The sequence below is a fragment of the Pedococcus sp. P2_F6 genome (genome assembly GCF_056403675.1).
The window spans coordinates 376,695-400,672 of the sequence record NZ_JBFUEZ010000001.1 but is presented as its reverse complement, the minus strand read 5'-3'; the positions used below and the strand labels follow the sequence as shown (position 1 = coordinate 400,672).

The window sequence follows — 23,978 nt, the reverse complement described above, 5'->3', positions numbered from 1 at the left end:
GCTATCCAGTCAGGGACGCGGGAAGTACGGCAGGTCGGGGTACAGATGAGCCAACGCCGTCGCGAGGCAGTCCCGGCCAGCTTCCACCCGCTCCCCTCGAGCCTGCCCCCGCACTGCCCCGACGATGCCACCGAAGTCGGTGATGCCACGCACGTCGTATCCGCGCCCGACCATGCACGTCTGGACAGCGGACGCCAGAGGCGGGTCCATGTGGGGCGGCGTATCGGCTGCATAGACTGCCGATGCCGGGAACCAGTGGCTCTCCTCGCAGGCGTCGACCCTCTCGGCCTCCCCTTTGCTCAGCACGCCGGTCGTCGGCGCCGAGGTCGCTGTGGTCGTCCCTGTGGCGGTCGCCGCGGCGCCGGTCCGCGCGTACGTGAAGATCCGAGTCGTGGTGGTGACCGGGTCCCAGACCGGCGTCGTCACCCCGAATCCGGCGGCCCGCAGGCACTGGGCATAGTCCTCCCAGGCACCCTCGACCTCGGCCCGCGTGACCCGGCCATCAGCCAGGATGACCCGCTGGGACGAGTCCGGATCCAGCGCGTCGACGAGCCGTCGGAGCTGGGTGGGACCCACGCGGTACACGCTGGGGTCGCTGTAGGTCGCGACGGCACGCGCCTGCCTCGGCGGCGGCTGGTCCGCCTCGGGTCCACACCCGCCCGCCAGCCCTACGGACAGCACACTGACCGCGGCCCAAGGCCACGAAACGCCAGCCACCCTCGCATGACGATGTCCGCGCGCCATCTAGAGGACGTAGTTGTACTCGGAGCCGCTCCACTTCTGCAGCGTGTGAGTGGACTTGATCTGGAACACCGAGTACCCGCCGCGCGCGATGTCCACCCCCGAGGCGCACTGACCGAGGAGTGACGAGTGGGTCGCGAAGCTGCCGTTGGGCAGGCTGATCGTGGTCTTGGCCCGCTTGACGTACAGCAGGCAGCCCGTCCCGGGGACGTTCGTCGTGGCGTACGCGTAGACCCCGTTGGTGCCACCGCTGCCGTAGTAGTAGTACGTCGTGCGCTTGGCGTCGTCGCCGCGCCACGGGAACTTTCCCGACCCCAGCGCCTCGGCCGGCGATGCGTGGCCGCATACGAACAGAACTGCGAGCGTCGCAGCAAGGAGCGCGAGTCGAGATCTGCTGATGCCTGGGTTCCCCATGTTCATGGTCATGGAGCAACCATATACAGCAACTGGCTAGCTATGCATAGGTTTCTGGATAGTTCTGGTCACTACGGCGTCGTTCGACGTGGTGGGGTGCCGCTACTTCGTGGCGGCCTTGATCTCGGCGGCAAGCTTGTCGCGAGTCAGACCCGTCAGCTCGAGGGCCTTGCCGTTGAGCTTGACCGTCGGGGTGCCATTGACATGGTCCTTCTCGGACTGGGTCTGCACGGACTCGACCCACTGGTTGTGCGACTTGGCGGCGTAGCACTGGTCCCAGGTGGCCAGGGCCGTGCTGTTCAGCCCCGCCTGCACGGCGAACTGCTTGAGCTGGGCATCGGTGTAGCCGGCCCCCTCCTTCGCGGGCTGACCCTGGAACGTGGCCGCGTGGTACTGGAGGAACTTGTCGGCGTCAGAGGCACACGCGGCCGCGTTGGCCGCACGGTTGGATGAGTCGTTGCCCAGGTTGTCGTCGAGGAACGACAGCGGGTGGGCGACCAGCTTGATCTGGTTCGCCTTGACCATGTCCACCATCTGCAGCCCGAAGATCTCCTCGAACCGTGCGCAGATCGGGCACTGGAAGTCCTCGTAGAGGTCGAGGGTGGGCACGTTCGCCGGGGCGCCGGGGTTGACGACGATGCCGGCGCCCATGGCGGCCACGTTCTTGGGCAGGGTCGCGCCGCCGGCGGTCGTGGCTGCCTTCTTGTCCTGGCTGCCGAGGATGACAGCCGTGATGACCGCCGCCAGCACCACGACGACCACGACCGTGGCCACGACGATGCGGTTCGCTCCCTGGCCACCGCCGTTGCCACCGCTGCGGATCGGGCCCTTGGGCGCTGCCGCCTGGATCTTCGCCTTGCGGCTGGCGCTGCTGCTGGTCATGCGTGGGGCCTCTCGTCGTGCTGGTCGGGCTCGTGCTGGTCGGGCTCGTACTGGTCGGGCTCGTGCTGGTCGGGCTCGTACTGGTCGGGCTCGTGCTGGTCGGGCTCGTACTGGTCGGGGAACAGGACCGGCTCGAGGCCGAAAGCCGTTCGAGGCCGCACGGCGAGCCAGGCGGCGCACACGAGCAGCCCGAGGTCGCGAGCGATCTCCTGGGGGTACTGCGTCTGGGAGGCCGCAATGGTTCCCCCGTGGCCGAAACACCCGCAGTCGATGGACAGCCCACGCGCCCAGGCCGAGGCGATCCCGGCGATGAACACCACCATCAGGACTCCACCCACGACCGCACTGAACCGGGTGAACAGCCCCAGGACCAGCAGCACCCCGACGGCAACCTCGAGGATCGGCAGGCCGTAACCGAGGTAGCCGGCGACGTCGTAGGGCAGCAGCTGGTACGCGCGCACAGAACGCGCTGACGTCTCGAGGTGGCCGACCTTGAGCAGCCCCGCCACGAGGACGACACCGCCCAGGACCAGCCGGGCCAGCAGCCCCACGACGTCGCGCAACCGCGGGTTGGACAGCAGGCTCAACGTCAGCGCCCGCTCCGGACGCCCTCGGCCAGCTCGCCGACGAGCGCCCGCAGGCTGGCGATCCCAGCCTCGAGGTCGTCCGCCTCGGTAAGGCACCGCACCAGGGCCGAACCCACGATGACGCCGTCGGCATAGGCCGCCACCTCGGCCGCCTGGGAACCACCGGAGACTCCGAGACCCACGCACACGGGCTTGTCGGTGACCGCCTTGGTGCGGCCCACGATCACCGCCGCAGCGTCTCCCATGGACGTCCTCGCGCCGGTCACGCCCATGTGCGACACGGCATACACGAAACCGCGGCACTGCGCGGTCACGGCGGCGATGCGCTGCTCCGTGGAGCTCGGGGCGACGAGGAAGACGCGGTCGAGGCCGGTCTCGTCACTCGCTGCGATCCACTCGGCGCCCTCGTCGGGGATGAGGTCGGGGGTGATGATGCCGGCACCGCCGGCGGCCGCGAGGTCTCGGGCGAAGGCGGTCGGGCCGTGCCGCAGGATGAGGTTCCAGTAGGACATCACCAGCGGCGGCGCCCCAGCGTCTCGCACCGCGCGGGTGGCGGTGAACGCGTCGCTCACCCGGACCCCGTGCTTGAGAGCCTGGTCTGCCGCGTAGGCGATGACGGGGCCGTCCATGAGCGGGTCGCTGTAGGGGATGCCGACCTCGACGATGTCRACGCCTGCCTCGACCATCGCGACCATCGCCTCGATGGAGCCCTGCACCGACGGGAAGCCGACGGGCAGGTAGCCGACGAGGGCGGCACGGTTCTCGGCACGACACTGCTCGAGGACCTGGGCGACCCCGATGCCCGTGGTCGTGGGGGTCACAGCTGGGCCCTTCCGTCACCCTCGGCCCGCGGCTCGTCGGCCGTGCCGCTCGGGGTCGCCTCGCCGTCCAGGAGGCCGAAGTACTCCGCAGCGGTGTGCATGTCCTTGTCACCGCGACCCGACAGGTTGACCAGCAGCAGCGCCTCGGGGCCGAGCTCCCGCCCGACCTCGAGCGCACCCGCGAGGGCGTGGGCGGACTCGAGCGCGGGGATGATGCCCTCGGTGCGGCAGAGCAGCTCGAACGCCTTCATGGTCTGGTCGTCAGTCGCGTAGCGGTACTCGGCCCGACCGGTGTCGCGCAGGTGGGCGTGCTCCGGCCCCACGCTCGGGTAGTCCAGGCCCGCAGAGATCGAGTGCGACTCGAGGGTCTGGCCGTCGTCGTCCTGCATGAGGTAGCTGAAGGTGCCGTGCAGCACCCCCGGCGAGCTCGCCGCGAACCGCGCCGCGTGCCTCCCGGACTCGATGCCCGCTCCCCCGGCCTCGATCCCGATGAGCCGGACGTCCGCGTCGTCGATGAACCGGTGGAAGATGCCCATGGCGTTGGATCCGCCACCGACACAGGCGATCACGGCGTCGGGGAGGCGTCCGGTGAGGTCGAGCACCTGGGCGCGGGCCTCGACCCCGATGACCCGGTGGAAGTCGCGGACCATCTCCGGGAACGGGTGCGGTCCGGTGACGGTGCCGAGGATGTAGTGGGTGTTGCCGACGTTCGTGACCCAGTCGCGCAACGCGTCGTTGATGGCGTCCTTGAGGGTGGCGCTGCCCGTGGGGACGGCGACCACCTCGGCGCCGAGCATCCGCATGCGGGCTACGTTGAGGGCCTGCCGCTCGGTGTCGACCTTGCCCATGTAGATCACGCACTCGAGGCCCATCAGGGCGGCCGCTGTTGCCGTGGCGACCCCGTGCTGGCCGGCGCCGGTCTCGGCGATCACACGGGTCTTGCCCATCCGCTTCGTCAGCAGCGCCTGCGCCAGCACGTTGTTGATCTTGTGGGAGCCAGTGTGGTTGAGGTCCTCGCGCTTGAGGATGATCCGTGCGTTCCCGGCGTGCGCGGCGAACCGCGGCACCTCGGTGATGATGCTCGGACGTCCGGTGTAGGTCCGGTGCAGCCGCTCCAGCTCGCCCATGAACTCGGGGTCGACCATGGCCTTGCGGCGGGCCTCGTCGAGCTCCTCCAGCGCCGGGATCAGCGCCTCCGGGACATAGCGGCCCCCGAACTCGCCGAAGCGGCCCGGGCGGGCCAGGGGTTCAGGCGTCAGGTCGGTCATGGTGTGGCTCCCGCCGCAATGAGTTCGTATGCCGCGCGGCGGGGGTCGCTGCCCCGCACCAGTGCCTCGCCGACGAGGACGGCGTCGGCGCCCTGACCCGCGAACCGGGCCGCGTCGGCGGGGCCGCCGATGCCGGACTCCGCCACCTTGACGCAGGTGTCGGGGATCAACGAGGCCAGTCGCGCGAAGGTGTCGGGGTCGACAGCCAGGGTCTTGAGGTTGCGGGCGTTGACGCCCACCACCGCGGCCCCGGCGTCGACGGCGCGTCGCGTCTCCTCCTCGTCGTGGACCTCCACCAGCGCCGTCATCCCCAGATCGTGGGCGAGGCCCTGCATGCGGACCAGGTCGTCCTGGGCGAGAGCGGCCACGATGAGGAGGATGAGGTCGGCCCCATGGGCCCGTGCCTCGAACAGCTGGTAGTCCTCGACCATGAAGTCCTTGCGCAGCACCGGGATCCGCACGGCTTTGCGCACTGCGTCCAGGTCCTCGAGCGACCCGTTGAACCGGCGGCGTTCGGTGAGCACGCTCACGGCCGTCGCACCACCGGACTCATAATCCGCCGCAAGGCCCGCCGGGTCGGCAATGGTCGCCAGCGCTCCCTTGCTCGGGCTGGATCGCTTGACCTCGGCAATCAGCGCCAGTCCGGGACGGCGCAGCGCGGCCTCCGCGTCGAGCGCAGGGGCGGCGTCAGCCGCCAGCTCCTCGATCCGTGAGCGCGGGACGACGGCCTGCGCGGCCGCGAGGTCTTCGCGGACGCCGGCAACGATGTCGTCGAGCACGGTGGGCATGTCGACAGGCTATCCAGCAGAACTGGGTGGTCCCCGCCCGGGTCAGCCGGTGGACTGGTGGGCCGAATGGGCCGGGGCGGCCGGGTGGTCCCGGTCGACCGGGTTGGCCGCGGCGCCCGCGCCGGTCAGTTGATGCCGACCTCGGGCTTGGTGCTGTCGGGGGCGTCGGGCCCGTCGACCGTGACGGCGCCGTAGCCCGCCATCGACAGGACCTTGCCTGCCACCGCGCCCAGGGCGCAGACGACCAGTCCGATGACGAACAAGGTCGTGTTGGTCAGCACCACGGCCAGGGACGCCACGGCAGACCCGACGAGGATGATGACGACGGCCGTCCAGGCGGCGACGCTGTGGCCGTGGTCTTCTTCGTGGATCTCGTGCTCTGCCATGGGGGTGGCTCCTGCTGGTCGTCGTGGTCTGGTCTGGTCTGGCGTGGGCTCGACGCCCATTCTGTCAGGTGCTTGCGGACTCGTCGCGCACCGTCGGGTCGTCGCCGGCGTCGAGCCGGTCCCAGTCGGTCGCCACCCGTTGTCCCCGAGCCCCCGCCGACGTGGACGGAGCCTCGTACCGCGCTCCGAGTCCGCGCCAGCTGCCCGCTCCGACCCATCCCGCCACGGCTGCCACGACCAGCAGCACCGATGCCACGACGCAGATCCACGGCCAGGCGGTCGCCATGGCGTGGGTCTCGATGGATCCGGTGCGCCCGGCCGCCTTGGCGGCGACGGATCCGAGGGAGTTCTCGGGCACGAGTCCGACGCGGGCTGCCACGAAGCCCTCGGCAGCACCTGCCAGGGCGAGCACGACGAGCGTGACCCGTCGCACGACCGGCCCGCTGGTGGCACTCGCCAGGGCAGCCGCCGCACCCACGAGCGCCAGCGCCACGACGCCGGAGGCGACCTCGCTACCGGTGCCGGTGATGCGGCTGGCTCCGAGGACCGCATCGTTGACGGTGCCTTCCACCCAGACCCGGCCCCCGCTGGACAGCAGGACGCCCGAGCCCAGGAGGGCCAGGAGCACCACGGACAGCTTCGAGGTGAGGCGAGTGCTCACTGAACGGTCCTCAGGGCCGCGGCGGTCGCCACGGCACGGAGGGCAGCCGCCGCCTTGTTGACCGTCTCTTCGAACTCGGCCGTGGGCACCGAGTCGGCGACGATGCCCGCGCCCGCCTGCACGTGCGCCACACCATCCTTGATGACAGCAGTGCGGATCGCGATCGCCATGTCGAGGTCGCCGTGGAAGTCGAGGTAGCCGACCACCCCGCCATAGACCCCTCGCCGACTGGGTTCGTAGTGCTCGATCAGGCTGAGCGCGCGTGGCTTGGGCGCACCCGACAAGGTGCCCGCAGGGAACGTGGCGACGAGCACGTCATAGGCCGACTGGTCCGGACGGATCTCGCCCACGACGGTGGACTCGAGGTGGGTGACGTGGGAGTAGCGACGGATGTTCATGAACTCCACGACGTCCACGGAGCCCGCCTCGCAGACGCGTTGGAGGTCGTTGCGCCCGAGGTCCACGAGCATGACGTGCTCGGACCGCTCCTTGGGGTCGGCGAGCAGGTCCTCGGCGAGCTGGTGGTCGTCCTCGGGAGTCTTGCCCCGCGGCCTCGAGCCGGCGATCGGGTGGGTGATGGCCCGGCGGCCGGAAACCTTGACCAGCGCCTCGGGTGAGGAGCCGACGACGTCGTAGGCCGTGCCGTCGCCGGCGGGCAGCCGCAGGAGGTACATGTAGGGACTCGGGTTGGACGAGCGCAACGACCGGTAGACGTCGAGGGCGTCAGCGCGACACGGTGTCGAGAACCGTTGCGACAACACGACCTGGAAGACCTCGCCTGCCCGGATGTCCTCCTTGGCCTGCTCGACCATCTCCTCGAAGGCCGCCTGGGTGAGGTTGCTGCGCACCTCGCCCCGTGCCCGCTGGAAGGCCTCGCGGTCGACCGTCGCCACCGTGCTCGGCGCGGGAGCAGCGAGATCTGCGGTCATCACGTCGAGCCGTGCCACGGCGTCAGCCCAGGCGTCCTCGACCCGCTCGTCGGTCGCGTCGTAGTTGACGGCGTTGGCCACGAGCAGCACGGAGCCGTCGGCGTGGTCGAGCACCGCGAGGTCGGTCGCCAGCATCATCGAGATCTCGGGCAGGCCCAGCTCGTCGGGAAGGCTGTCCGGCACCCGCTCCCAGCGCCGCACCGCGTCATACGTGATGGCACCGACCATCCCTCCCGTGAGCGGCGGCAGGCCCTCGATGGGCTCTGTCGCCAAGGCGGCGACCGTGTCACGCAAGGCGTCCAGCGGGTTGCCGTCGGTGGGCACGCCGACCGGCGGCTCCCCCACCCAGTGGGCCTGACCGTCCTGCTCCGTCAACGTCGCCCGGCTCGCCGCCCCGACGATGGAGTAGCGCGACCAGACGCCGCCGTGCTCGGCGGACTCGAGCAGGAAGGTGCCGGGGGCGTCCTTGGCGAGCTTGCGGTACAGGCCCACGGGCGTCTCGGCATCGGCCATCAACCGGCGCACGACCGGGATGACGCGGCGGTCCTTCGCCAGGATCTGGAACGTCTCGAGGCGAGGCCAGGTCGTGCCGAATGACAGGTCGGGGCTGACGTCGCTCACCGTTCCCCCACCCGGGCATCGAGGTCGCCGGCGTCGAAACAGGTCCGGTCGCCCGTGTGGCAGGCGGCGCCCACCTGGTCGACCCGCACCAGCAGCGCGTCGCCGTCACAGTCGAGCGCCACGGAGCGGACGTGCTGCACGTGCCCGCTCGTGTCGCCCTTGCGCCAGTACTCACCCCGGCTCCGGGACCAGAACGTCACGCGACCCTCGCCCAGGGTTCGGCGCAGCGCCTCGTCGTCCATCCAGCCGAGCATGAGCACCTCACCGGTGTCGTGCTGCTGGACGATGGCCGCCACGAGCCCTTGCGCGTCCCGCTTGAGACGCGCGGCGATGGCGGGGTCGAGCACTGCAGACGAAGTCACCCGGCCATTCTGCCGTGTGCGTCCCGAAGCGGTCGGCTCGCCCACCATCCGTCAGGTATGCCGCGGGGCCGGGAGTCTCGCTACAGCGGGCTGACCGTGAAGCCGCCGCCGTCCTCCACGAGCAGCACCCCGGCCCCCCTGGCGAGCGGCCCGACGAGCTGGCCGGCCAGGCCGGCCACGGCGGCCTCGTTCGTGGGACTGTGACCGACGACCAGGGCGCGGCCGCCCTCGGGAAGTGACTCGACGATCCCCCGCAGCGCTTCGCCGAGGAGCCGCTCCTCGTGGTCGACCAGCTCTGGGTCGACCCCTCGGATCTGTTCGAGCGTTGCGCCCTTGCCCGCCGCCTTCGACGCGGCCCGCCAGCGATCCTCGACTGTCGAGCGCAGCCCAGTCACCTCGGAGACGGCCAGGTCGTCCTGCCCGGCGGCGTGACGCAGGATGGTGACCATCTGGGTGGCGCGGGCCGCGCCCGAGGAGACGAACGCGGCATACGGTGGCTGCAGTCCGTCGCGGCCGATCGCCTGCGCGTCGGCCACCCCCTGTGCAGTCAGCTCGTCGCCGTCGCTGTCCGTGTGTCGACGGAGCTCTATGTAGCGCATCCTCCATCGTCGGCACCGGGCCACGAAGAGCGCAACTCCGTCAGTTGGATGAAGCGCACCACCCACCGAGGGCTGGGCCGGAGCCCGCGTCGGAATGCCAAGGTGAGGGCAATCAACTCGCAGGGTGTTGATCGACAGGAGTCCCCCACATGAGCAGCTACATTGCGCGGCATCGTCGTCCTCGCCTTGCGTGGCGCCGGCGCCGCTCGCCGCGGTTGACCGCGATGTCCCCACAGGTGACGCAAGAGGCCCCAGTGACCGCAAGCCTGTTCGCGCCCGTCGTGCGACCGGGATCCGCGTAGCCCTGCTGCTCCCGGCCCGTTGCGGGTGCTGGGCGCCGGGATGAGCCTCACCGATCCTTCGTAGGCTACGCAGTGTGAAGGGGTCACTGCTGGTCGCCGGGACGACTTCGGATGCTGGCAAGAGCGTCGTGACCACTGGGCTCTGCAGGCTGTTGGCCCGCCGCGGGGTTCGCGTTGCCCCGTTCAAGGCCCAGAACATGTCGAACAACTCGATGGTCGTGGCCGGCCCCGACGGCCAGGGCGCCGAGATCGGGCGCGCCCAGTGGATCCAGGCCGTTGCTGCCGGAGCCGCACCCGAAGTGGCGATGAACCCCGTCCTGCTCAAACCGGGGAGCGATCGGCGCAGCCATGTCATCCTCAACGGACTCCCTGCGGGCTCCATCTCCTCGGCCGAGTTCGCAGGGTCGCGAGGAGCGCTCGCGAAGGCGGCCTTCGCGGCATACGACGACTTGGTCAGCCGTTTCGACGTGGTCATCTGCGAAGGCGCCGGAAGCCCCACCGAGATCAACCTGCGCGAGCACGACTACATCAACCTCGGGCTGGCACGGCACGCCGACATACCTGTGATCGTCGTCGGGGACATCGACCGCGGCGGGCTGTATGCCGCCCTCCATGGCACCGTGGCGCTGCTGCAGCCAGCCGACCAGCGACTTGTGGCCGGGTTCGTGGCGAACAAGTTCCGGGGGGACCAGACCCTCCTCGAACCGGCCAACCGCGAGATCGAGCGCATCACCGGTCGAGCGGTACTGGGGGTGATCCCCTGGAGCCCAGCCGTGTGGCTGGACTCTGAGGACGGCCTCGACCTCGCCGGACGAGCGGCCGAGGCCGAGCACCCGTTGGTCGTCGCGGTGGTGAGGTTCCCGCGGATCAGCAACTTCACCGACCTGGACGCCCTCGGGCTGGAGCCCGACGTCGACGTGAGGTTCGCCTCCCGTCCCCAGGACCTCGCCGACGCCGACCTCGTCGTGCTCCCCGGGACCCGATCGACCATCGCGGACCTTTCCTGGCTGCGGCATCGCGGCCTGGACCGAGCTGTCGTCACCCATGCCGCCGCCGGACGCCCCGTGCTCGGCATCTGCGGCGGGTTCCAGATGCTCGGACGCACCATCACCGACCCGGAGGGAGTCGAGGGCCCGGCCGGGATGGTGACCGAGGGGCTGGGACTGCTCGACACCACGACCACGTTCGCCCCCCGGAAGGTCCTGCGCCTCGCGCAAGGAACGGCGTTGGGCGCTCCGGTGTCCGGCTACGAGATCCACCACGGGGTGACCACCACCGGCGCGGAGGAGGAGTTCTTCGGCGGAGCCCGCCGGCGGCACGTGCTCGGGACCATGGTGCACGGGAGCCTGGAGTCCGACGAGTTCCGGCACTCGCTCCTGCGCGAGGTCGCCGCGTGGGTGGGACGCCCCCACACCGCCAGTGGGGTCAGCTTCGAGGCGGCTCGGCAGGCCAGGCTCGATCTCCTGGCCGACCTGGTTGAGGAGTGCCTCGACATGGACGCGATCGACACGCTGATCAACGAAGGAGCACCGTCGGGCCTGCCTGTGCTGCCGCCCGGAGATGCGAGGTGACCGCCCGAGCTCGCAGGTAGCAGCGCAACAGCGCCGACCTGCCTCTGTTCGCGTTGCCCATGCAGGCTCAGGTCCTTGCGTTGCAGCGCGAACTACGGCACTTGCATGAGATATGCCCTGTCTGTGAGTGAGAACATCCCTATGGGTCCAGTTGTTGTCAGGCTCCCGCCTCGGCGCTCCTCGAGCTCGCACGGTCAAGGCCGAGGTGGACCCGTCCAGGACCGGCAGCACAGGGTGCCGAGCACATGAAGCGGGGCACAGATGAGTGAGGCTCCGGCCGCCGGCTTGTCGCCATCCGTCCAGAGAGCGCTGGACTGGGCAAGCGCTGTTGCCCGGGTCCGGGAACGGACTCCTGCGGCCGACCCCGATCCGCTCCCGACGCCGAGCGACCTGTTCGTCGGCACGATGCTGGCTCACGCGGACAGTGACGGAGAGGTCCGGGTACTGCTGACACATTTCGGTCTGACGGCGCGCGACATCGTCGGCGAGCAGTACGCGCGCGTGACCCCGGTGAACCTCGCCGCCGTGGCTCCGTCGGTGAGCGTGGGTCGGCCGGTGCCGAGCGGTCCGATCGACGGCATCGTCGACTGGGCACAGCGGCAGAGCGGCGGTGACGTCCAGCTGCTCCATCTCCTCGGTGCGATGCTGGCCATCCAGACAGAGCTGATGACCAGCTTCGAGTCGGCTTTCACGTACATCGGGGAGAGCCGACAGGCCGTCGCCTCGTCGTACGAGTCGTGGCTCTCCACTCGACCTCAGGACGAGCCGCGCACCGCCGGGGCGTCCCTGCGGGAATGGCTGCAGAGAAACAACCCGCGTGCTCCGGTCAACGTCGCGGGGTTCTCGACCGATGACATCTCGAGCCCGGACCTGCCACAACAGGACCTGGTGGGAATCTCGCCGGAGGCGAATGCCCTGGCCTATCTCGTCGCCTCGCGTGACCTCGCGCCACCGCTCGCCGTTGGCCTGTTCGGGGACTGGGGAAGCGGAAAGAGCTTCTTGATGCGAGACGTGCGCAATCGCGTCCGCGGTCTGGTGGCCTTGAGCGACGGACAACCACAGCACGAATCCGCCATCTGGCAGAACATCCAGCACATCGAGTTCAACGCCTGGGAGTACGTGCAGGGCGACCTCTGGGCTGGGTTGCTCGAGAAGATCTTCCAGAAGCTGGGCACGGCCATCAAGACGCGCACCCTCGTCGAGGAAAGGCAGGCCCCCGTCCGGACGCGATGGACCGAGCAGCTCGTCGTGGTCGAGAGCGCCGAGCTCGCCAAGGAGGAGCTCGGAGTTCGGGTTGAGGCCGCGGCGAACGACGTGACCAACGCCAGTGCCGCTCTCACTCAGCGAAAGCACGAGGCGGGCCAGCTGGAGGGGACCGTTCCGGAGGCCACGAGGATCGCCGCCAGAAAGGTGCTCAGCGAAGTCTGGTCCGAGGAGCGGGTCAAGGCGCTCGGAGCCGACGCGGACGGGCTGCTCACTGCTCTCGAGGAGGCCTGGGAGGAGATGCGTCAGGGCAAGGCACTCCTGGGCCCGTACTGGAAGGACTGGCGCCGGTTCGCCGTGCTGTGCGCAGCGGTCGCCGTGGTCCCGTTGGTGACCTGGCTGGTCGGGTGGCTGACGGGTGTGGGAGACGTCGGCTCGGCGCTCGCCGGTCTGGCCGCGGGGGTGCCCGTGCTCATCGCCTGGCTGCGGCTCTTCACGAGCTGGAGCCAGAAGCAGCGACACTCGATCGCCATGGCCCAGCAGCAGGTGCGGGCGACTCATCAGGCACCTGTCGCCCAGGCGCAGCGCGACCTGGACCGGGCGCAGGCCCGACATGCCGAGATGCTGAAGGCGCTGTCGGACCAGAGCGCCACCGTGGCACAGGAGAAGCAGCGAGCACTCGAGCTCGAGGCAGAGCTCAAGACCCTCACCGCCGGGCGGGTGTTCACCGAGTTCGCAGACAAACGAAGCACCGACTACCGGGCGCAGCTCGGCTTCCTCGGGACTGTTCGGGCTGATCTGAGGACGATCGAGGCCGAGGTCACCAAGAACAACCAGATGGCCGTTGCCCCGGAGTCCGATGGGCAGCCGTCGCACAATGTGCAGATCCCCAACCGGATCGTGCTGTATATCGACGATCTCGACCGATGCCCACCCGCGAAGGTCGTCCAAGTCCTTGAGGCCGTGCACTTGTTGCTCGCCTTCCCGTTGTTCGTCGTCTTCGTTGCGGTCGACTCGCGATGGCTCACCTCGGCGCTGCTCCAGCAACTTCATGCCCTGCGGGCTCAGGACGACGACAAGACCTCTGCGGATGGACTCCCCACGGCCCGCGACTACCTGGAGAAGATCTTCCAGCTCCCGTTCTGGGTGCAGCCCCTGTCAGGGGATGACCGCCGAAACATCGTGTCCGGCCTCCTCGGGCCAACCGTGCGCGGGGACACCGCCGAAGCCGGAAACGTGGCACCCGGAGCGCTGAGCATGGACGAGTCACGCTCTGAAGCCCTTGACGCGATGCTCGGCCAGAGCGGAAGCGGGCTCAGGCTCGAGACCAGCTCGTTGGCCCTGACTCCTACCGAGCTGGAGTTCGTCGCGAGTCTCGGCCCCCTCGTCGGTGAGACACCGCGGCGCATCAAGCGGTTCGTCAACACCGTCCAGTTCGTGCTCTCGGTGCGGCCGCCCCTCGTCGGCGACGGCCCCCACTCACCTCGACTGGCCGCCGCTCTGTTCGCCGCCATTCATGAGGGCACGCCAAGCGTTGCGCGTGAGTTCTTCAAGGAATCCAAGGAGAACGAGCCGTTGGACCTCGCTCTCATGGCGCTGGGCACCGAGGATGCCGAACGGGTCCGGCTGTCGGCGTGGTTGGACCAACCCGCCAACCAGCACTGGAGGCAAGTGACGCCGCGCATCATCGGTGAGCGATGCCAGATGGTGCAGCGGCTCAGCTTCGACCGGCCCACACGTTGACCCTGCCGAAGCGCCTTCAGCGGGGCTAGCCGCGTTGTTGGGCCGCCCACGAGGCGTGCAGCGCGGCATACACGCCGTCCTGCTCGACCAGGTCTCGGTGCGGGCCGCGCTCGACGATGCGCCCACGGTCGACGACGATGACCTCGTCGGCGGCCTCGGCCGTCGAGAGCCGGTGGGCGATGGCGATCGAGGTGCGGCCGCGGGTGAGGCCCTCGAGCGCCCGCTGGAGGCGCACCTCCGTGGAGGGATCGACGGCGGAGGTCGCCTCGTCGAGCACGAGCAGGTCGGGGTCGGCGAGGTAGGCACGGGCCAGGGCCACGAGCTGCCGCTCGCCGGCGGACAGCGACTCGCCCCGCTGCCCCACCTCGGTGGCCAGGCCCTGCGGCAGGCCGGCCAGCCAGGCGTCGAGGCCGAGCTCGGTGAGGGCCAGCTTCACGTCCTCGTCGGTCGCGTCGGGTCGCCCGAACCGGACGTTCTCACGCAGCGTGGCGTCGAAGAGGAAGCCTTCCTGCGGCACCAGCACGACGCGCTCGCGCAGCGAGGAGAAGCGCACGTCTCGCAGGTCGACGCCGTCGATGCGGACGGTGCCCTCGGTGGGGTCCATCAGGCGGGTGAGCAGCTTGGCGAGGGTCGACTTCCCCGAGCCGGTCTCCCCCACGATGGCCACGCGGCTGCGCGGCCCGATGGCGAGGTTGACGTCGTGCAGGACGGTGTCGGCCCCGGGATAGGCGAAGGACACGGCGTCGAAGTCGACCGCGATCGGTCCCCGCGGCAGCACCTGCCCGTCGTCACCGGGATCGGCGACGTCGGCGGGGGTGTCGATCACGCCGATGACGCGGCGCCACCCGGCCACAGCGTTCTGGAGCTCGTTGAGGATCTCGGTGGCCTGCTGCACCGGCTGGGTGAACAGGTTGACGAGGAAGAGGAAGGCGAGCAGCTGTCCGAGCGTGAGGTGGCCGCCGACAGCCTGGATGGTGCCGACGACGAGCACGACGGCAAGGGTCAGGCCAGCGACGAGCTGCCCCGAGGAGAAGGCCACGACCGAACGCACCTGGGCCCGGATCGACGCGCTGCGGTGCGCCTCGATGGCGCCGTCGATGCGGTGCGCCGTGCGCTCCTCGACGCCGTAGGCCCGGATGGTCGCCGCCCCGACGACGGACTCCGAGACCGCAGCGAGCAGGTCGCCGACCCGCTCGCGCACGACCGTGTAGGCCCGCCCCACGATCTTCTGGAACCGTCGGATGACGAACAGCAGCGGCACGAAGCACAGCCACACGACCCCCGTCAGGAGGGGGCTGTAGAAGAACATCAACCCGGTCGCGACGGCGATCTGTCCCAGGCTGAGCACGAGGATGATGCCGCCGAACTGGACGAACTGGCTGATGGTGTCGACGTCGGAGGTCACGCGGCTGACCATCGACCCCCGGCGCTCGGTGTTCTGCGTGAGCATCGACAGGTCGTGGATGTGGCGGAAAGCCTTGAGCCGCAACGACGCCAGCCCGGCCTCGGAGGCCTTGAAGAGGCGCACGTTCACGGCATACGCGCTCAGGGCGGTGGCCGCGACGGCGATCAGGGCGAGCAGCACGTAACGGGTGACCAGCCCCGGGTCGGGACCGTCCTTGCCGAGCAGCCCGTGGTCGGTCGTCTGCTGGACCACGAACGGCACGACGATCCGCCCGACGGTCGTGATCGCGGCGAGCCCGAGAGTCACCCCGAGCCCGCGCCGGAGCTCGGGCGAGAGGTCGAGCCCGCGACGCAGGGTCGCCATGGTCCCCAAGGACGAGGTCGTGTCGATGGAGGTGCTCACGCGGACGCCCCCTCCTCGTCGGCGGCGAGGGCAGCGCGCTCGGCAGCCTCGCGAGCGTAGGCCGTGACGAGCCGCTGGTAGCCGACGCACCGCTCCTCGAGCTCGCGATGCGTGCCGTGGTCGACCACCCGCCCACCTTCGACGTAGACGATCTGGTCGGCGAGCGTGATCGTCGACATCCGGTAGGCGACGACGAGCACCGAGGTGCCGGCACTGGACCGTCGCAGGCCGGCCAGGATCGCCTGTTCGACCGCCGGGTCCACGGCACTGGTGGCGTCGTCGAGGACGAGCAGCTGAGGCCGGCGGATCACGGCCCGGGCCAACGCGATCCGCTGGCGCTGACCGCCCGACAGGGAGGTGCCACGCTCGCCCACCCGGGTCTCGATGCCGAGGGGTAGGTCCTTCACGAACCCGGTCGCCTGCGCGATCTCCAGCGCCTCCCACACCTCGGCGTCGGCGTAGTCGCCGCCCAGCGCGACGTTGCCGCTGACCGTGTCGTCGAACATGAACGTCTGCTGTGGCACCAGCGCCGCCGCCGCGGAGACCCCTCCGCGGGCGATCTCCCGAAGGTCGAAACCGTCAATGGTCACGTGCCCGCGATGCGGGTCGACCAGGCGCAGCGTGAGGTTGGTCAGCGTGGTCTTGCCCGAGCCGGTGGGCCCGACCAGGGCGACCGTCGACCCCGCGGGGACGTCGAGCGAGACACCGTGGATGGCCTGGAAGGTGCCCTCCTCGCCTGCCTCGTCGACGATGTCATAGGAGTAGTCGACCCCCCTCAGCTCGGCGTGCGAGGAGCCTCGACGCGGCAGCTGCGTCTCACCGAAGGCCAGCTCACCACGGGCCTTGAGGACCGCATCGACCCGGTCCCAGCCGACGACCGTGCGCGGGAGCTCTCCGAGCACCCAGCCGAGGGCGCGCACGGGGAAGGCGAGCACCGAGATGAGGTAGGCCACCTGGACGACCGCCGCGGGAGTGAGGGCACCGGAGGCGACCTGGTGGGCGCCCACGGCGAGGACGGCGAGCGTGCCGAGCGTCGGGATGGACTCGATGACCGGGTCGAAGGTCCCCCGGGTGCGGCCGACCTCGACGTTGGCCCGCTGCAGCCGTCGGGTGACCTCCTCGAACCGGTCGGACTCCTGCTGCTCGCGCCCCATCGACTTGACGATGAGCGCTGCCTCGAAGCTCTCGTGGGCGACTTCGCTGACCTCGGCGCGGAGCTGCTGCGCCCGGGAGACCCGCGGTGACATGGCCCGCTGGAACACGATGTTCGCCAGGAACAGCAACGGGAAGACGGTCAGGCCGATGATGGCCATCACCGGGTCGACGAGCACCATCTGCACGATGCCGGCCACCAGCATGACGATCACGCCGATCGCCATCGGCAGTGGGGCGAAGACGTTCCACGTCGCCTCGACATCGGCGTTGGCGTTGGACAAGAGCTGCCCGGAGGGGTGCCGGTGGTGCCAGGCGAGCGGGAGCCGGAGGTACTGCCGCGTCACCTCGCGGCGGAACCCGGCAGCGACGTTGTACATCGTGTAGCCGGCGGCGATCCGTCGGATCACGACCCCCACCACGTTGATGACCACGACCCCGGCGATCCATCCGAAGATGGTCCACAGCTGGGTCGCGGTGGCGTGCCCTGCGGCGACAGCCGGCTGGACCTGCTCACGCGTCACCTTGCCGATGGCCCAGGCCGTCAGCACGGTCATCACGCCGTAGAGCGTGCTCCCGGCCACCGCCAGCGCGAACCAGCGTGGCTCGCGCCGGATCCCGACGCCCACGATGCCGAGGCTGCGGCGCAGCGACGGCGCGGCGTCGACGGACACAACGAACCTCCGGATCAGGCACAGGGGTGGGAAGAGCAACCTTCTCATGTGCCGGGCATGATGGCCTCCATGACCCACCTCGCCCGGCTCGAGCGCGACGCCCTGTGTGACACCTTTCTGACAACCGGGCCGGACGCGCCCACCCTGTGCTCCCCGTGGACGACGGCCGACCTCGCGGCCCACCTGGTGGTGCGTGAGCGCCGACCGGACCTGGCGCCGGGCATCTGGGTCCCCGCCCTGGCCTCACGGCTCGAGGACGGCATGGCCGAGTACGCCGCCAAGCCGTGGGACGAGCTCGTCGACCTCGTGCGTTCGGGGCCGCCGGCCTGGTCCCCGACCCAGAACAGCCGGGTCGACAACGCGGTCAACCTCGTGGAGTTCTTCGTCCACCACGAGGACGTCCTGCGTGGTGACGAGCAGGTGGGACCTCGCAGGGAGCTGACCGAGCGAGAGAGCCGCGCCCTCTGGAAGACGTTGTCCCGCATGGGCAAGCTCTTCTTCCGCCGCAGTCCGGTGGGTGTCGTCCTCAGCACCCCGGAGGGCAAGACCCTCCATGCCAAGGACACGACCGACCTCGGCACGGTCGTGATCGAGGGCCACCCGTCCGAGCTGCTCCTGGCTGCCTACGGCCGCCGCCGCGTGGCCGCGCTCGAGGTGACGGGCAGCGACGCCGCCATCGAAGCGCTGTGGGACGCCCCGCTCGGCCTGACCTGACCCGCTGCGGAAACGACCGCGGTCAACGCACTGGTATGCCGCCCTCCCGCAGGGCCTCCTTGACCTCACCGATGGTGAGCTCGCCGAAGTGGAAGACACTGGCGGCCAGCACGGCGTCCGCCCCAGCACGCACGGCAGGGGCGAAGTGGTCGACTCGTCCGGCTCCCCCACTGGCGATCAGGGGGATCCGCACCGCTCGGCGGACCTGCTCGATGAGCTCGAGGTCGAAACCGTCCTTGGTACCGTCGGCATCCATCGAGTTGAGCAGGATCTCACCGGCGCCGAGCTCGGCCGCGCGGGCGCACCACTCGATCGCGTCCAGCCCCGCACTCTGGCGACCACCATGCGTCGTGACCTCGAACCCCGTGGTCGGCGAGCCGGAGTCGTCGCGGCGACGCCGGACGTCGGCAGACAGCACCAGCACCTGCGAGCCGAACCTGTCGGCCACCTCGGAGATGAGCTCGGGGCGGGCAATCGCGGCCGTGTTCACGCCCACCTTGTCCGCACCGGCCCGCAGCAGCCGGTCGACGTCGTCGACGGTGCGCACTCCCCCTCCGACGGTCAGCGGGATGAAGACCTGCTCCGCGGTGCGACGCACGATGTCGTAGGTCGTCTCGCGGTTGGCACTGCTGGCGGTCACGTCGAGGAAGGTGAGCTCGTCGGCGCCCTGCTCGCCGTAGGCCTTGGCGAGCTCGACGGGGTCGCCCGCATCCCGCAGGTTGGCGAAGTTGACTCCCTTCACCACCCTGCCGGCGTCCACGTCGAGGCACGGGATGACACGCGTCGCAACACTCACTACGCGAGCCTAGCGATCTAGTCTGGAACACATGCCCAGCGACCAGATAACGGAAGCAGTCGCGGTCATCGTCACGCTGGTCGATGCCAGCGAAGCACTCTGTGGCACAACACACCTCATCTGCATCGACGGACCCAGCGGCGCCGGCAAGACGACCCTGGCGAGCGCTGTGGCGGCCGCCCTCGCAGCGCCCACCCTGCACATGGACGACCTCTACCCCGGCTGGGGCGGGCTGCGTGCCGGCACGCAGCGGGTCCAGGAGTGGATCGTCGGGCCGCTCACGCTCGGCCACCCGGCCCGTTACCGGCGGTGGGACTGGGCCACCGACCGGTATGCCGAGTGGGTGCAGCTGCCGTCGTCGGAGGTGGTGGTCCTCGAGGGGTGCGGGGCGGGCGCCCTCCCGGCCGGGAAGGCGGCATCCGTCCTGGTGTGGGTCGAGGCCGAGGAGTCCGTGCGCAAGGCGAGAGGCATCGCCCGCGACGCCGTCTTCGCCCAGTTCTGGGACGGCTGGGCCGTCCAGGAACGCCGCCTCTACGAGGCGGACCGCACCTGGGAGCGGGCCGACCTCTATCTCGACACGACCCTGGACCGGCGGCAGCAGCTCAGTCGCTGACCGTCCCAGCTCCGTCGACCGTCCTCGACGCCGCGGTGAGCACGCGGCATACATAATCGGGGCATGGAACCGGCAGACATGATGGCGGCCGTCACGACCTCCATGGAGGAACGCACTGGTCGTTCGCTGGACGAGTGGGTGGCGTTGGTGCGTGAGTCCGGCCCCGACCCCCTGGACCAGCGGGCCGTCCGCGCCTGGCTCAAGGAGGTGCACGGCGTCCCGCAGAACTCGCAGTGGGCCATCGCGGATGCCGCTGCCACCGGTGCGGGCTGGCAGCGTCCGGACGTCGACGCCTACACGGATGCGCTCTACAGCGGGTCGAAGGCGCACCTGCGTGCGATCCACGACGCTGTCATGACCTTGGCCGAAGCCCTCGGCGAGGACGCCAGGCGCGAGGGGCGAGGCACCTACATCCCGGTCATCCGCAAGACCCAGTTCGTCGCCGTCGCCCCAGGTCCGCGCGGGACCGTGCGTGTGGGGTTCCGCTTCCGCGGGAGCCCCCCTGAGGACGAACGCCTGTCTCCCGCGAGGGGTTTCGCGCAGGCAACCCACTGGCTCCACCTGGCCGCCGATGCCGACGAGGACGACCTCCGCTCGCTGGAGCCCCTGCTCGAGGCGGCCTACCGCCAGAACGGCTGACGTGCCCAGCGCCGACCTCGCCCGCGCCGCCGCCCGCTCCCGAAGGGAGGCGCGCGCCCGCACCGACCGGCTGCTCAGCCGGATGTTCTTCATCGTCCAGTGCGGCCTCGGCGCGGCCACCGCCTGGTGGGTGGCCAGCTCGGTCCTGCACCACACCCGGCCTTTCTTCGCCCCGGTGACGGCAATGATCTCCCTGGGGATGTCGTTCGGCCAGCGACTGCGCCGAGTGACCGAGGTGATGATCGGCGTGGCGGTCGGCGTCTTCGTCGGCGACGTCTTCGTCCACTTCTTCGGGTCCGGGTTCTGGCAGATCGTGGTCGTCGTCGTGCTCGCGATGAGTGTCGCCGCCCTCCTCGGCGCCGGGATGCTGCTCATCACCCAGGCCGGGGTGCAGTCCGTCATCGTCACCACCTTGGTGGCCGGGTCCGGGCAGGCGTTCACCCGCTGGCTCGACGCCGTCGTCGGAGGGGTCGTGGCCCTGCTCTTCACCCTGGTCGCCCCGGCTGCCCCGCTGCGCAAACCGCGACAGCAGGCCGCGCTGGTGGTCCACGAGATCGGCGAGATCCTCGCCGACACGGCGCGTTCGCTGAGGGAGCACGACGCCGACCTCGCCTCGGCCACGCTCGCCCGCGCCCGCGACTCAGAGTCGATGCTCGACGAGGCCAGGACGTTGTCCGCCGAGGGGGTGGCGGTCGTCCGGCTCTCACCGTTCAGGCGGCGCCACCTCCCCGGCGTGCAGGCCATCGCCGACCTGCTCGAACCCCTCGACCGCGCCATCCGCAACCTGCGAGTCCTGGTCCGCCGGGCCGCGATCGCGACCTGGCGTGGGGAAGAGGTCCCCACGGCATACCTGCGGCTGTTGGATGCCCTCGCCGAGACGAGCGAGGACATCGCCCATGAGCTCGGCGAACGTCGACTCCCCACCAACGCGCGGGTCGGGCTGCAACGGATCGGTGAGGCCAGCGCCGTCATCGACGCGTCGGCGGGGCTGTCCGGCGAGGTGATGCGCGCTCAGATCCGGTCGATGGTGGTCGACCTGCTGATGCTCACCGGCATGCCGCTCACGCAGGCTCGTGACCTGGTGCCCGAGTCGATGTCGACCGGACGGCAGGAGGACTGAGCGGGGCTGCGAGACTGACGGCGATGTCTTCCCGTCCCAGCCCCCACCTGCCCCCCGTCTGGCTGATGGCCCTGGCCCTGGTCGCGGTGGCTGCCAACCTGCGCACCGCCATGGCCAGCGTCCCGCCACTCACCGAGTCCATCGCGGGCGACCTCGGCCTGTCCAACACAGCCCTCGGCGCGCTCACCACCCTGCCGGTCCTGTGCATGGGGCTGTTCGCGCCCTTCGCACAACGGATCGCCGCCCGCCTCGGCGCAGCGGCCTCCATCGAGCTGTCCATCGCATCCGTGGCCGTGGGGCTGGCGCTGCGCTTCGCAGGCGGCGCCACGTGGCCACTGTATGCCGGGACCTTCCTCGCGGGCGTAGGCATCGCCATCGGCGGCACCCTCCTCCCGGGCCTGGTCAAGGAGCTGTTCCCCCCTGAGCGGGCCGGGCTCGTCACTGGTCTCTACATGCTGGCGATGATGGGTGGCGCCGGTTCGTCCTCCGCGTTGTCGGTGCCGCTCGAGGGGTGGCTGGGATCGTGGCAGGCCGCGCTGGGATCGTGGTCAGTCCTCGCCCTCGTGGGGGTCCTGGCGTGGGTGCCGGTCCTGACGGGGCACGCCCGGCACCGTGCGGCGAACCCGTCGGTGCTGGCCCCCGTCGGGCTGCCCTGGCGACACGTCACCGCTTGGCTCGTGGCGGGCTACCTCGCGGTGCAGTCCGTCGAGTTCTACTCCACGCTGGCCTGGCTCGCCCCGTCGTACACCGCGCGCGGCTGGGACCCGACCCACGCGGGCTACCTTCTCTCGGTCTTCACAGCCGCCCAGCTCGTGTCCGGGCTCGCGGCACCGGCGCTGACCGACAAGATCACCGACCGCCGGGTGCTGCTCTTGTCGGCGGCCGTGCTCGGGCTCCTGGGACAGTCCGGGCTGTGGCTCGCACCTACGGCAGCCCCGTGGGTCTGGGCCACGGTGTTGGGATTCGGCCAAGGCGCGTCCTTCGCGCTCGGGCTGGTGCTCATGGTCGACTACGCAGGCACTCCTGCTGCCAGCGGGCGGCTGGCGGGGATGGCCTTCTTCGTCAGCTACACGGTCGCCTCGTTCGGGCCGGCGATGATGGGAACGGTCCGGGACGTGTCGGGGTCCTTCACGGCCGTCTGGGGTGCGCTGACCGTCCTCATGCTCGGCCAGGTCGCGTTCTCCTCGCTGCTCCGGCCAGGGCTGCGCAAGGTCGACTGACCGAGTCAGTCCAGGGTCACGTCGGGACTGGTGGCCGAGGGGCCGAGGGCCTGGACGAGGGCGGCGAGGCGGCCGGCCTCGGCGCGCCCGAAGCCCGAGTCCGCCTTCTGGATCGCCATGACGGCCACCGTGTCGGTGTCGGACAGGGCGATGGTCACCCACGGGTCGCCACCCGAGAACCTCACGTCGACGATCTCGCGCCAGGCCACGGTGCGGGTGGTGAAGAGGTTGCGGACGGTCAGGGAGTCGCGCGTCGGGACCGCCCTGATCGAGGCGAACCGCCACAGCAGCACTGCGATCGCGACCCCGACCGCGGCGAAGAAGATCCTGTCACCGGTGCGCCACGTCCCACCCTGCGCCGGCCCGGGCAGCAGCAGCGCGATCACGCCGAAGACCACGAGGGTGGCAGCGGCGAACGCATAGGCGACGGACCGTCCCCGTCGCGCCCGGAAGACCGCAAAGGCTGCCTGCTCGTCCGCGCTGGCGGCCCGACCCGACGGGGTCACGGTGGTCACAACCGGCAGGCAGCGATGTCGGTCACCAGGATCGCCCGCGCCCCGAGGTCGTAGAGCTCGTCCATGATGGCGTTGGTCCGCACTCGCGGGACCATCGCCCGCACGGCGGCCCACTCCTTGTTCTGGAGGGCTGAGACGGTGGGCGACTCCAGTCCGGGGGTGATGGCACAGGCTGCCTCGACGAGGTCGACGGGGACGTCGTAGTCGAGCATCACGTAGTGACGCGCCGTGACCACCCCGGTGAGGCGACGACGCAGCACGTCCACCGCGGCTGTCTCGTGAGAGCCCTCGCGACGGATGAGGACGGCCTCGCTGCGCAGGATCTCCTCACCGAAGACCTCGAGCCCCTGCTGCCGCAACGTCGTGCCGGTCTCGACGACATCCGCGATCACGTCGGCGACGCCCAGGGTGATGGCGGTCTCGACCGCGCCGTCGAGACGGACCACCTCAGCGCTGACTCCCTGGTCGGCGAGGTGCTTCCCCACGAGCCCCGGATAGCTCGTCGCGACCCGGTGACCGGAGATCTCGGCGACGCTCGCGCAGGTGCCGGGCTTCGCGGCATACCGGAAGGTCGAACCCCCGAAGCCGAGCGTCATGACCTCGATCGCCGCACTGCCGGCGTCGAGCAGCAGGTCGCGGCCGGTGACACCGCAGTCCACGGTGCCGGACCCGACGTAGACAGCGATGTCACGGGGACGCAGGTAGAAGAACTCGACCTCGTTGTCCGCGTCGGTGAGGACGAGCTCCTTGGTGTCACGACGGGTGCGGTAACCCGCCTCGCGCAGCATCTCGACCGCGGGCTCGGACAGGGAACCCTTGTTGGGCACAGCAATTCGCAGCATGTCCGTGA

The 23,978-nt window shown here is 70.2% G+C and carries 24 protein-coding genes; 7 read left to right on the top strand and 17 right to left on the bottom strand.

Going from position 1 to position 23,978, the window contains the following annotated elements:
- Positions 1 to 9: 9 nt before the first annotated feature.
- The 12 genes from AC1DWP_RS01900 to AC1DWP_RS01845 form a co-directional block, all read right to left on the bottom strand.
- A complete protein-coding gene (locus AC1DWP_RS01900) occupies positions 10 to 576 on the bottom strand; it encodes a hypothetical protein (protein WP_477612754.1) in 567 nt (188 codons plus the stop codon).
- Between the two features lie 168 nt (positions 577 to 744).
- Positions 745 to 1,167, bottom strand: a complete 423-nt coding sequence (locus AC1DWP_RS01895) for a hypothetical protein (protein ID WP_477612753.1) — start codon at positions 1,165 to 1,167, stop codon at positions 745 to 747.
- Between the two features lie 90 nt (positions 1,168 to 1,257).
- Positions 1,258 to 2,037 carry a DsbA family protein gene (locus AC1DWP_RS01890; RefSeq protein ID WP_477612752.1) on the bottom strand — a complete coding sequence of 260 codons (780 nt, stop codon included), beginning with the start codon at positions 2,035 to 2,037 and terminating at the stop codon, positions 1,258 to 1,260.
- Positions 2,034 to 2,624 (bottom strand): DoxX family protein, encoded by a 591-nt coding sequence (locus AC1DWP_RS01885; RefSeq protein ID WP_477612751.1) that lies wholly within the window; start codon positions 2,622 to 2,624, stop codon positions 2,034 to 2,036. The genes AC1DWP_RS01890 and AC1DWP_RS01885 overlap by 4 nt, the downstream gene beginning before the upstream one ends.
- A 2-nt stretch (positions 2,625 to 2,626) precedes the next feature.
- The gene (gene trpA, locus AC1DWP_RS01880) at positions 2,627 to 3,445 is read right to left on the bottom strand and encodes a tryptophan synthase subunit alpha (protein ID WP_477612750.1); all 819 of its coding nucleotides are present in this window, start codon (positions 3,443 to 3,445) and stop codon (positions 2,627 to 2,629) included.
- Positions 3,442 to 4,713, bottom strand: coding sequence for a tryptophan synthase subunit beta (gene trpB / locus AC1DWP_RS01875; protein ID WP_477612749.1), 1,272 nt, complete (start codon positions 4,711 to 4,713; stop codon positions 3,442 to 3,444). The genes trpA and trpB overlap by 4 nt, the downstream gene beginning before the upstream one ends.
- Complete coding sequence (gene trpC / locus AC1DWP_RS01870; RefSeq protein WP_477612748.1) at positions 4,710 to 5,501, bottom strand: indole-3-glycerol phosphate synthase TrpC; 792 nt, start codon at positions 5,499 to 5,501, stop codon at positions 4,710 to 4,712. Before trpC ends, trpB begins: the two co-directional genes overlap by 4 nt.
- 125 nt (positions 5,502 to 5,626) lie before the next feature.
- Complete coding sequence (locus tag AC1DWP_RS01865; RefSeq protein WP_477612747.1) at positions 5,627 to 5,887, bottom strand: HGxxPAAW family protein; 261 nt, start codon at positions 5,885 to 5,887, stop codon at positions 5,627 to 5,629.
- A 64-nt stretch (positions 5,888 to 5,951) separates the two neighbouring features.
- Positions 5,952 to 6,548 carry a Trp biosynthesis-associated membrane protein gene (locus AC1DWP_RS01860; RefSeq protein ID WP_477612746.1) on the bottom strand — a complete coding sequence of 199 codons (597 nt, stop codon included), beginning with the start codon at positions 6,546 to 6,548 and terminating at the stop codon, positions 5,952 to 5,954.
- The gene (locus AC1DWP_RS01855) at positions 6,545 to 8,098 is read right to left on the bottom strand and encodes an anthranilate synthase component I (protein WP_477612745.1); all 1,554 of its coding nucleotides are present in this window, start codon (positions 8,096 to 8,098) and stop codon (positions 6,545 to 6,547) included. Before AC1DWP_RS01855 ends, AC1DWP_RS01860 begins: the two co-directional genes overlap by 4 nt.
- Complete coding sequence (hisI, locus tag AC1DWP_RS01850; RefSeq protein ID WP_477612744.1) at positions 8,095 to 8,508, bottom strand: phosphoribosyl-AMP cyclohydrolase; 414 nt, start codon at positions 8,506 to 8,508, stop codon at positions 8,095 to 8,097. Before hisI ends, AC1DWP_RS01855 begins: the two co-directional genes overlap by 4 nt.
- Before the next feature lie 32 nt (positions 8,509 to 8,540).
- On the bottom strand, positions 8,541 to 9,059 hold the full coding sequence (locus tag AC1DWP_RS01845) for a hypothetical protein (protein ID WP_477612743.1): 519 nt from the start codon (positions 9,057 to 9,059) through the stop codon (positions 8,541 to 8,543).
- A gap of 376 nt (positions 9,060 to 9,435) precedes the next feature.
- Between AC1DWP_RS01845 and AC1DWP_RS01840 the strand changes: the two genes are divergently transcribed.
- The gene (locus AC1DWP_RS01840; protein ID WP_477612742.1) at positions 9,436 to 10,932 is read left to right on the top strand and encodes a cobyric acid synthase; all 1,497 of its coding nucleotides are present in this window, start codon (positions 9,436 to 9,438) and stop codon (positions 10,930 to 10,932) included.
- 261 nt (positions 10,933 to 11,193) lie between these two features.
- On the top strand, positions 11,194 to 13,878 hold the full coding sequence (locus AC1DWP_RS01835; protein ID WP_477612741.1) for a P-loop NTPase fold protein: 2,685 nt from the start codon (positions 11,194 to 11,196) through the stop codon (positions 13,876 to 13,878).
- A 25-nt stretch (positions 13,879 to 13,903) separates the two neighbouring features.
- On the opposite strand, the gene AC1DWP_RS01830 is transcribed toward AC1DWP_RS01835, so the two are convergent.
- Both AC1DWP_RS01830 and AC1DWP_RS01825 read right to left on the bottom strand, forming a co-directional pair.
- Complete coding sequence (locus AC1DWP_RS01830) at positions 13,904 to 15,646, bottom strand: ABC transporter ATP-binding protein (RefSeq protein WP_477613414.1); 1,743 nt, start codon at positions 15,644 to 15,646, stop codon at positions 13,904 to 13,906.
- A gap of 35 nt (positions 15,647 to 15,681) precedes the next feature.
- Complete coding sequence (locus tag AC1DWP_RS01825) at positions 15,682 to 17,511, bottom strand: ABC transporter ATP-binding protein (protein ID WP_477612740.1); 1,830 nt, start codon at positions 17,509 to 17,511, stop codon at positions 15,682 to 15,684.
- A gap of 69 nt (positions 17,512 to 17,580) precedes the next feature.
- Between AC1DWP_RS01825 and AC1DWP_RS01820 the strand changes: the two genes are divergently transcribed.
- The gene (locus AC1DWP_RS01820) at positions 17,581 to 18,225 is read left to right on the top strand and encodes a TIGR03085 family metal-binding protein (protein ID WP_477612739.1); all 645 of its coding nucleotides are present in this window, start codon (positions 17,581 to 17,583) and stop codon (positions 18,223 to 18,225) included.
- Positions 18,226 to 18,247: 22 nt separating this feature from the next.
- On the opposite strand, the gene hisF is transcribed toward AC1DWP_RS01820, so the two are convergent.
- Positions 18,248 to 19,021 (bottom strand): imidazole glycerol phosphate synthase subunit HisF, encoded by a 774-nt coding sequence (hisF, locus tag AC1DWP_RS01815; RefSeq protein WP_477612738.1) that lies wholly within the window; start codon positions 19,019 to 19,021, stop codon positions 18,248 to 18,250.
- A gap of 31 nt (positions 19,022 to 19,052) precedes the next feature.
- Between hisF and AC1DWP_RS01810 the strand changes: the two genes are divergently transcribed.
- From AC1DWP_RS01810 to AC1DWP_RS01795, 4 genes are all read left to right on the top strand, one after another.
- Entirely contained in the window at positions 19,053 to 19,634 is a 582-nt protein-coding gene (locus tag AC1DWP_RS01810) for a nucleoside/nucleotide kinase family protein (protein WP_477612737.1), read from the top strand.
- 63 nt (positions 19,635 to 19,697) lie between these two features.
- Entirely contained in the window at positions 19,698 to 20,273 is a 576-nt protein-coding gene (locus AC1DWP_RS01805; RefSeq protein ID WP_477612736.1) for a DUF5655 domain-containing protein, read from the top strand.
- 1 nt (position 20,274) lies between these two features.
- Positions 20,275 to 21,393, top strand: coding sequence for an FUSC family protein (locus AC1DWP_RS01800; protein ID WP_477612735.1), 1,119 nt, complete (start codon positions 20,275 to 20,277; stop codon positions 21,391 to 21,393).
- A 23-nt stretch (positions 21,394 to 21,416) separates the two neighbouring features.
- Positions 21,417 to 22,613 carry an MFS transporter gene (locus AC1DWP_RS01795; RefSeq protein WP_477612734.1) on the top strand — a complete coding sequence of 399 codons (1,197 nt, stop codon included), beginning with the start codon at positions 21,417 to 21,419 and terminating at the stop codon, positions 22,611 to 22,613.
- A 5-nt stretch (positions 22,614 to 22,618) separates the two neighbouring features.
- On the opposite strand, the gene AC1DWP_RS01790 is transcribed toward AC1DWP_RS01795, so the two are convergent.
- Both AC1DWP_RS01790 and hisG read right to left on the bottom strand, forming a co-directional pair.
- Positions 22,619 to 23,128, bottom strand: coding sequence for a PH domain-containing protein (locus tag AC1DWP_RS01790; protein WP_477612733.1), 510 nt, complete (start codon positions 23,126 to 23,128; stop codon positions 22,619 to 22,621).
- Complete coding sequence (hisG, locus tag AC1DWP_RS01785) at positions 23,125 to 23,970, bottom strand: ATP phosphoribosyltransferase (RefSeq protein WP_477612732.1); 846 nt, start codon at positions 23,968 to 23,970, stop codon at positions 23,125 to 23,127. Before hisG ends, AC1DWP_RS01790 begins: the two co-directional genes overlap by 4 nt.
- Positions 23,971 to 23,978 lie beyond the last annotated feature (8 nt).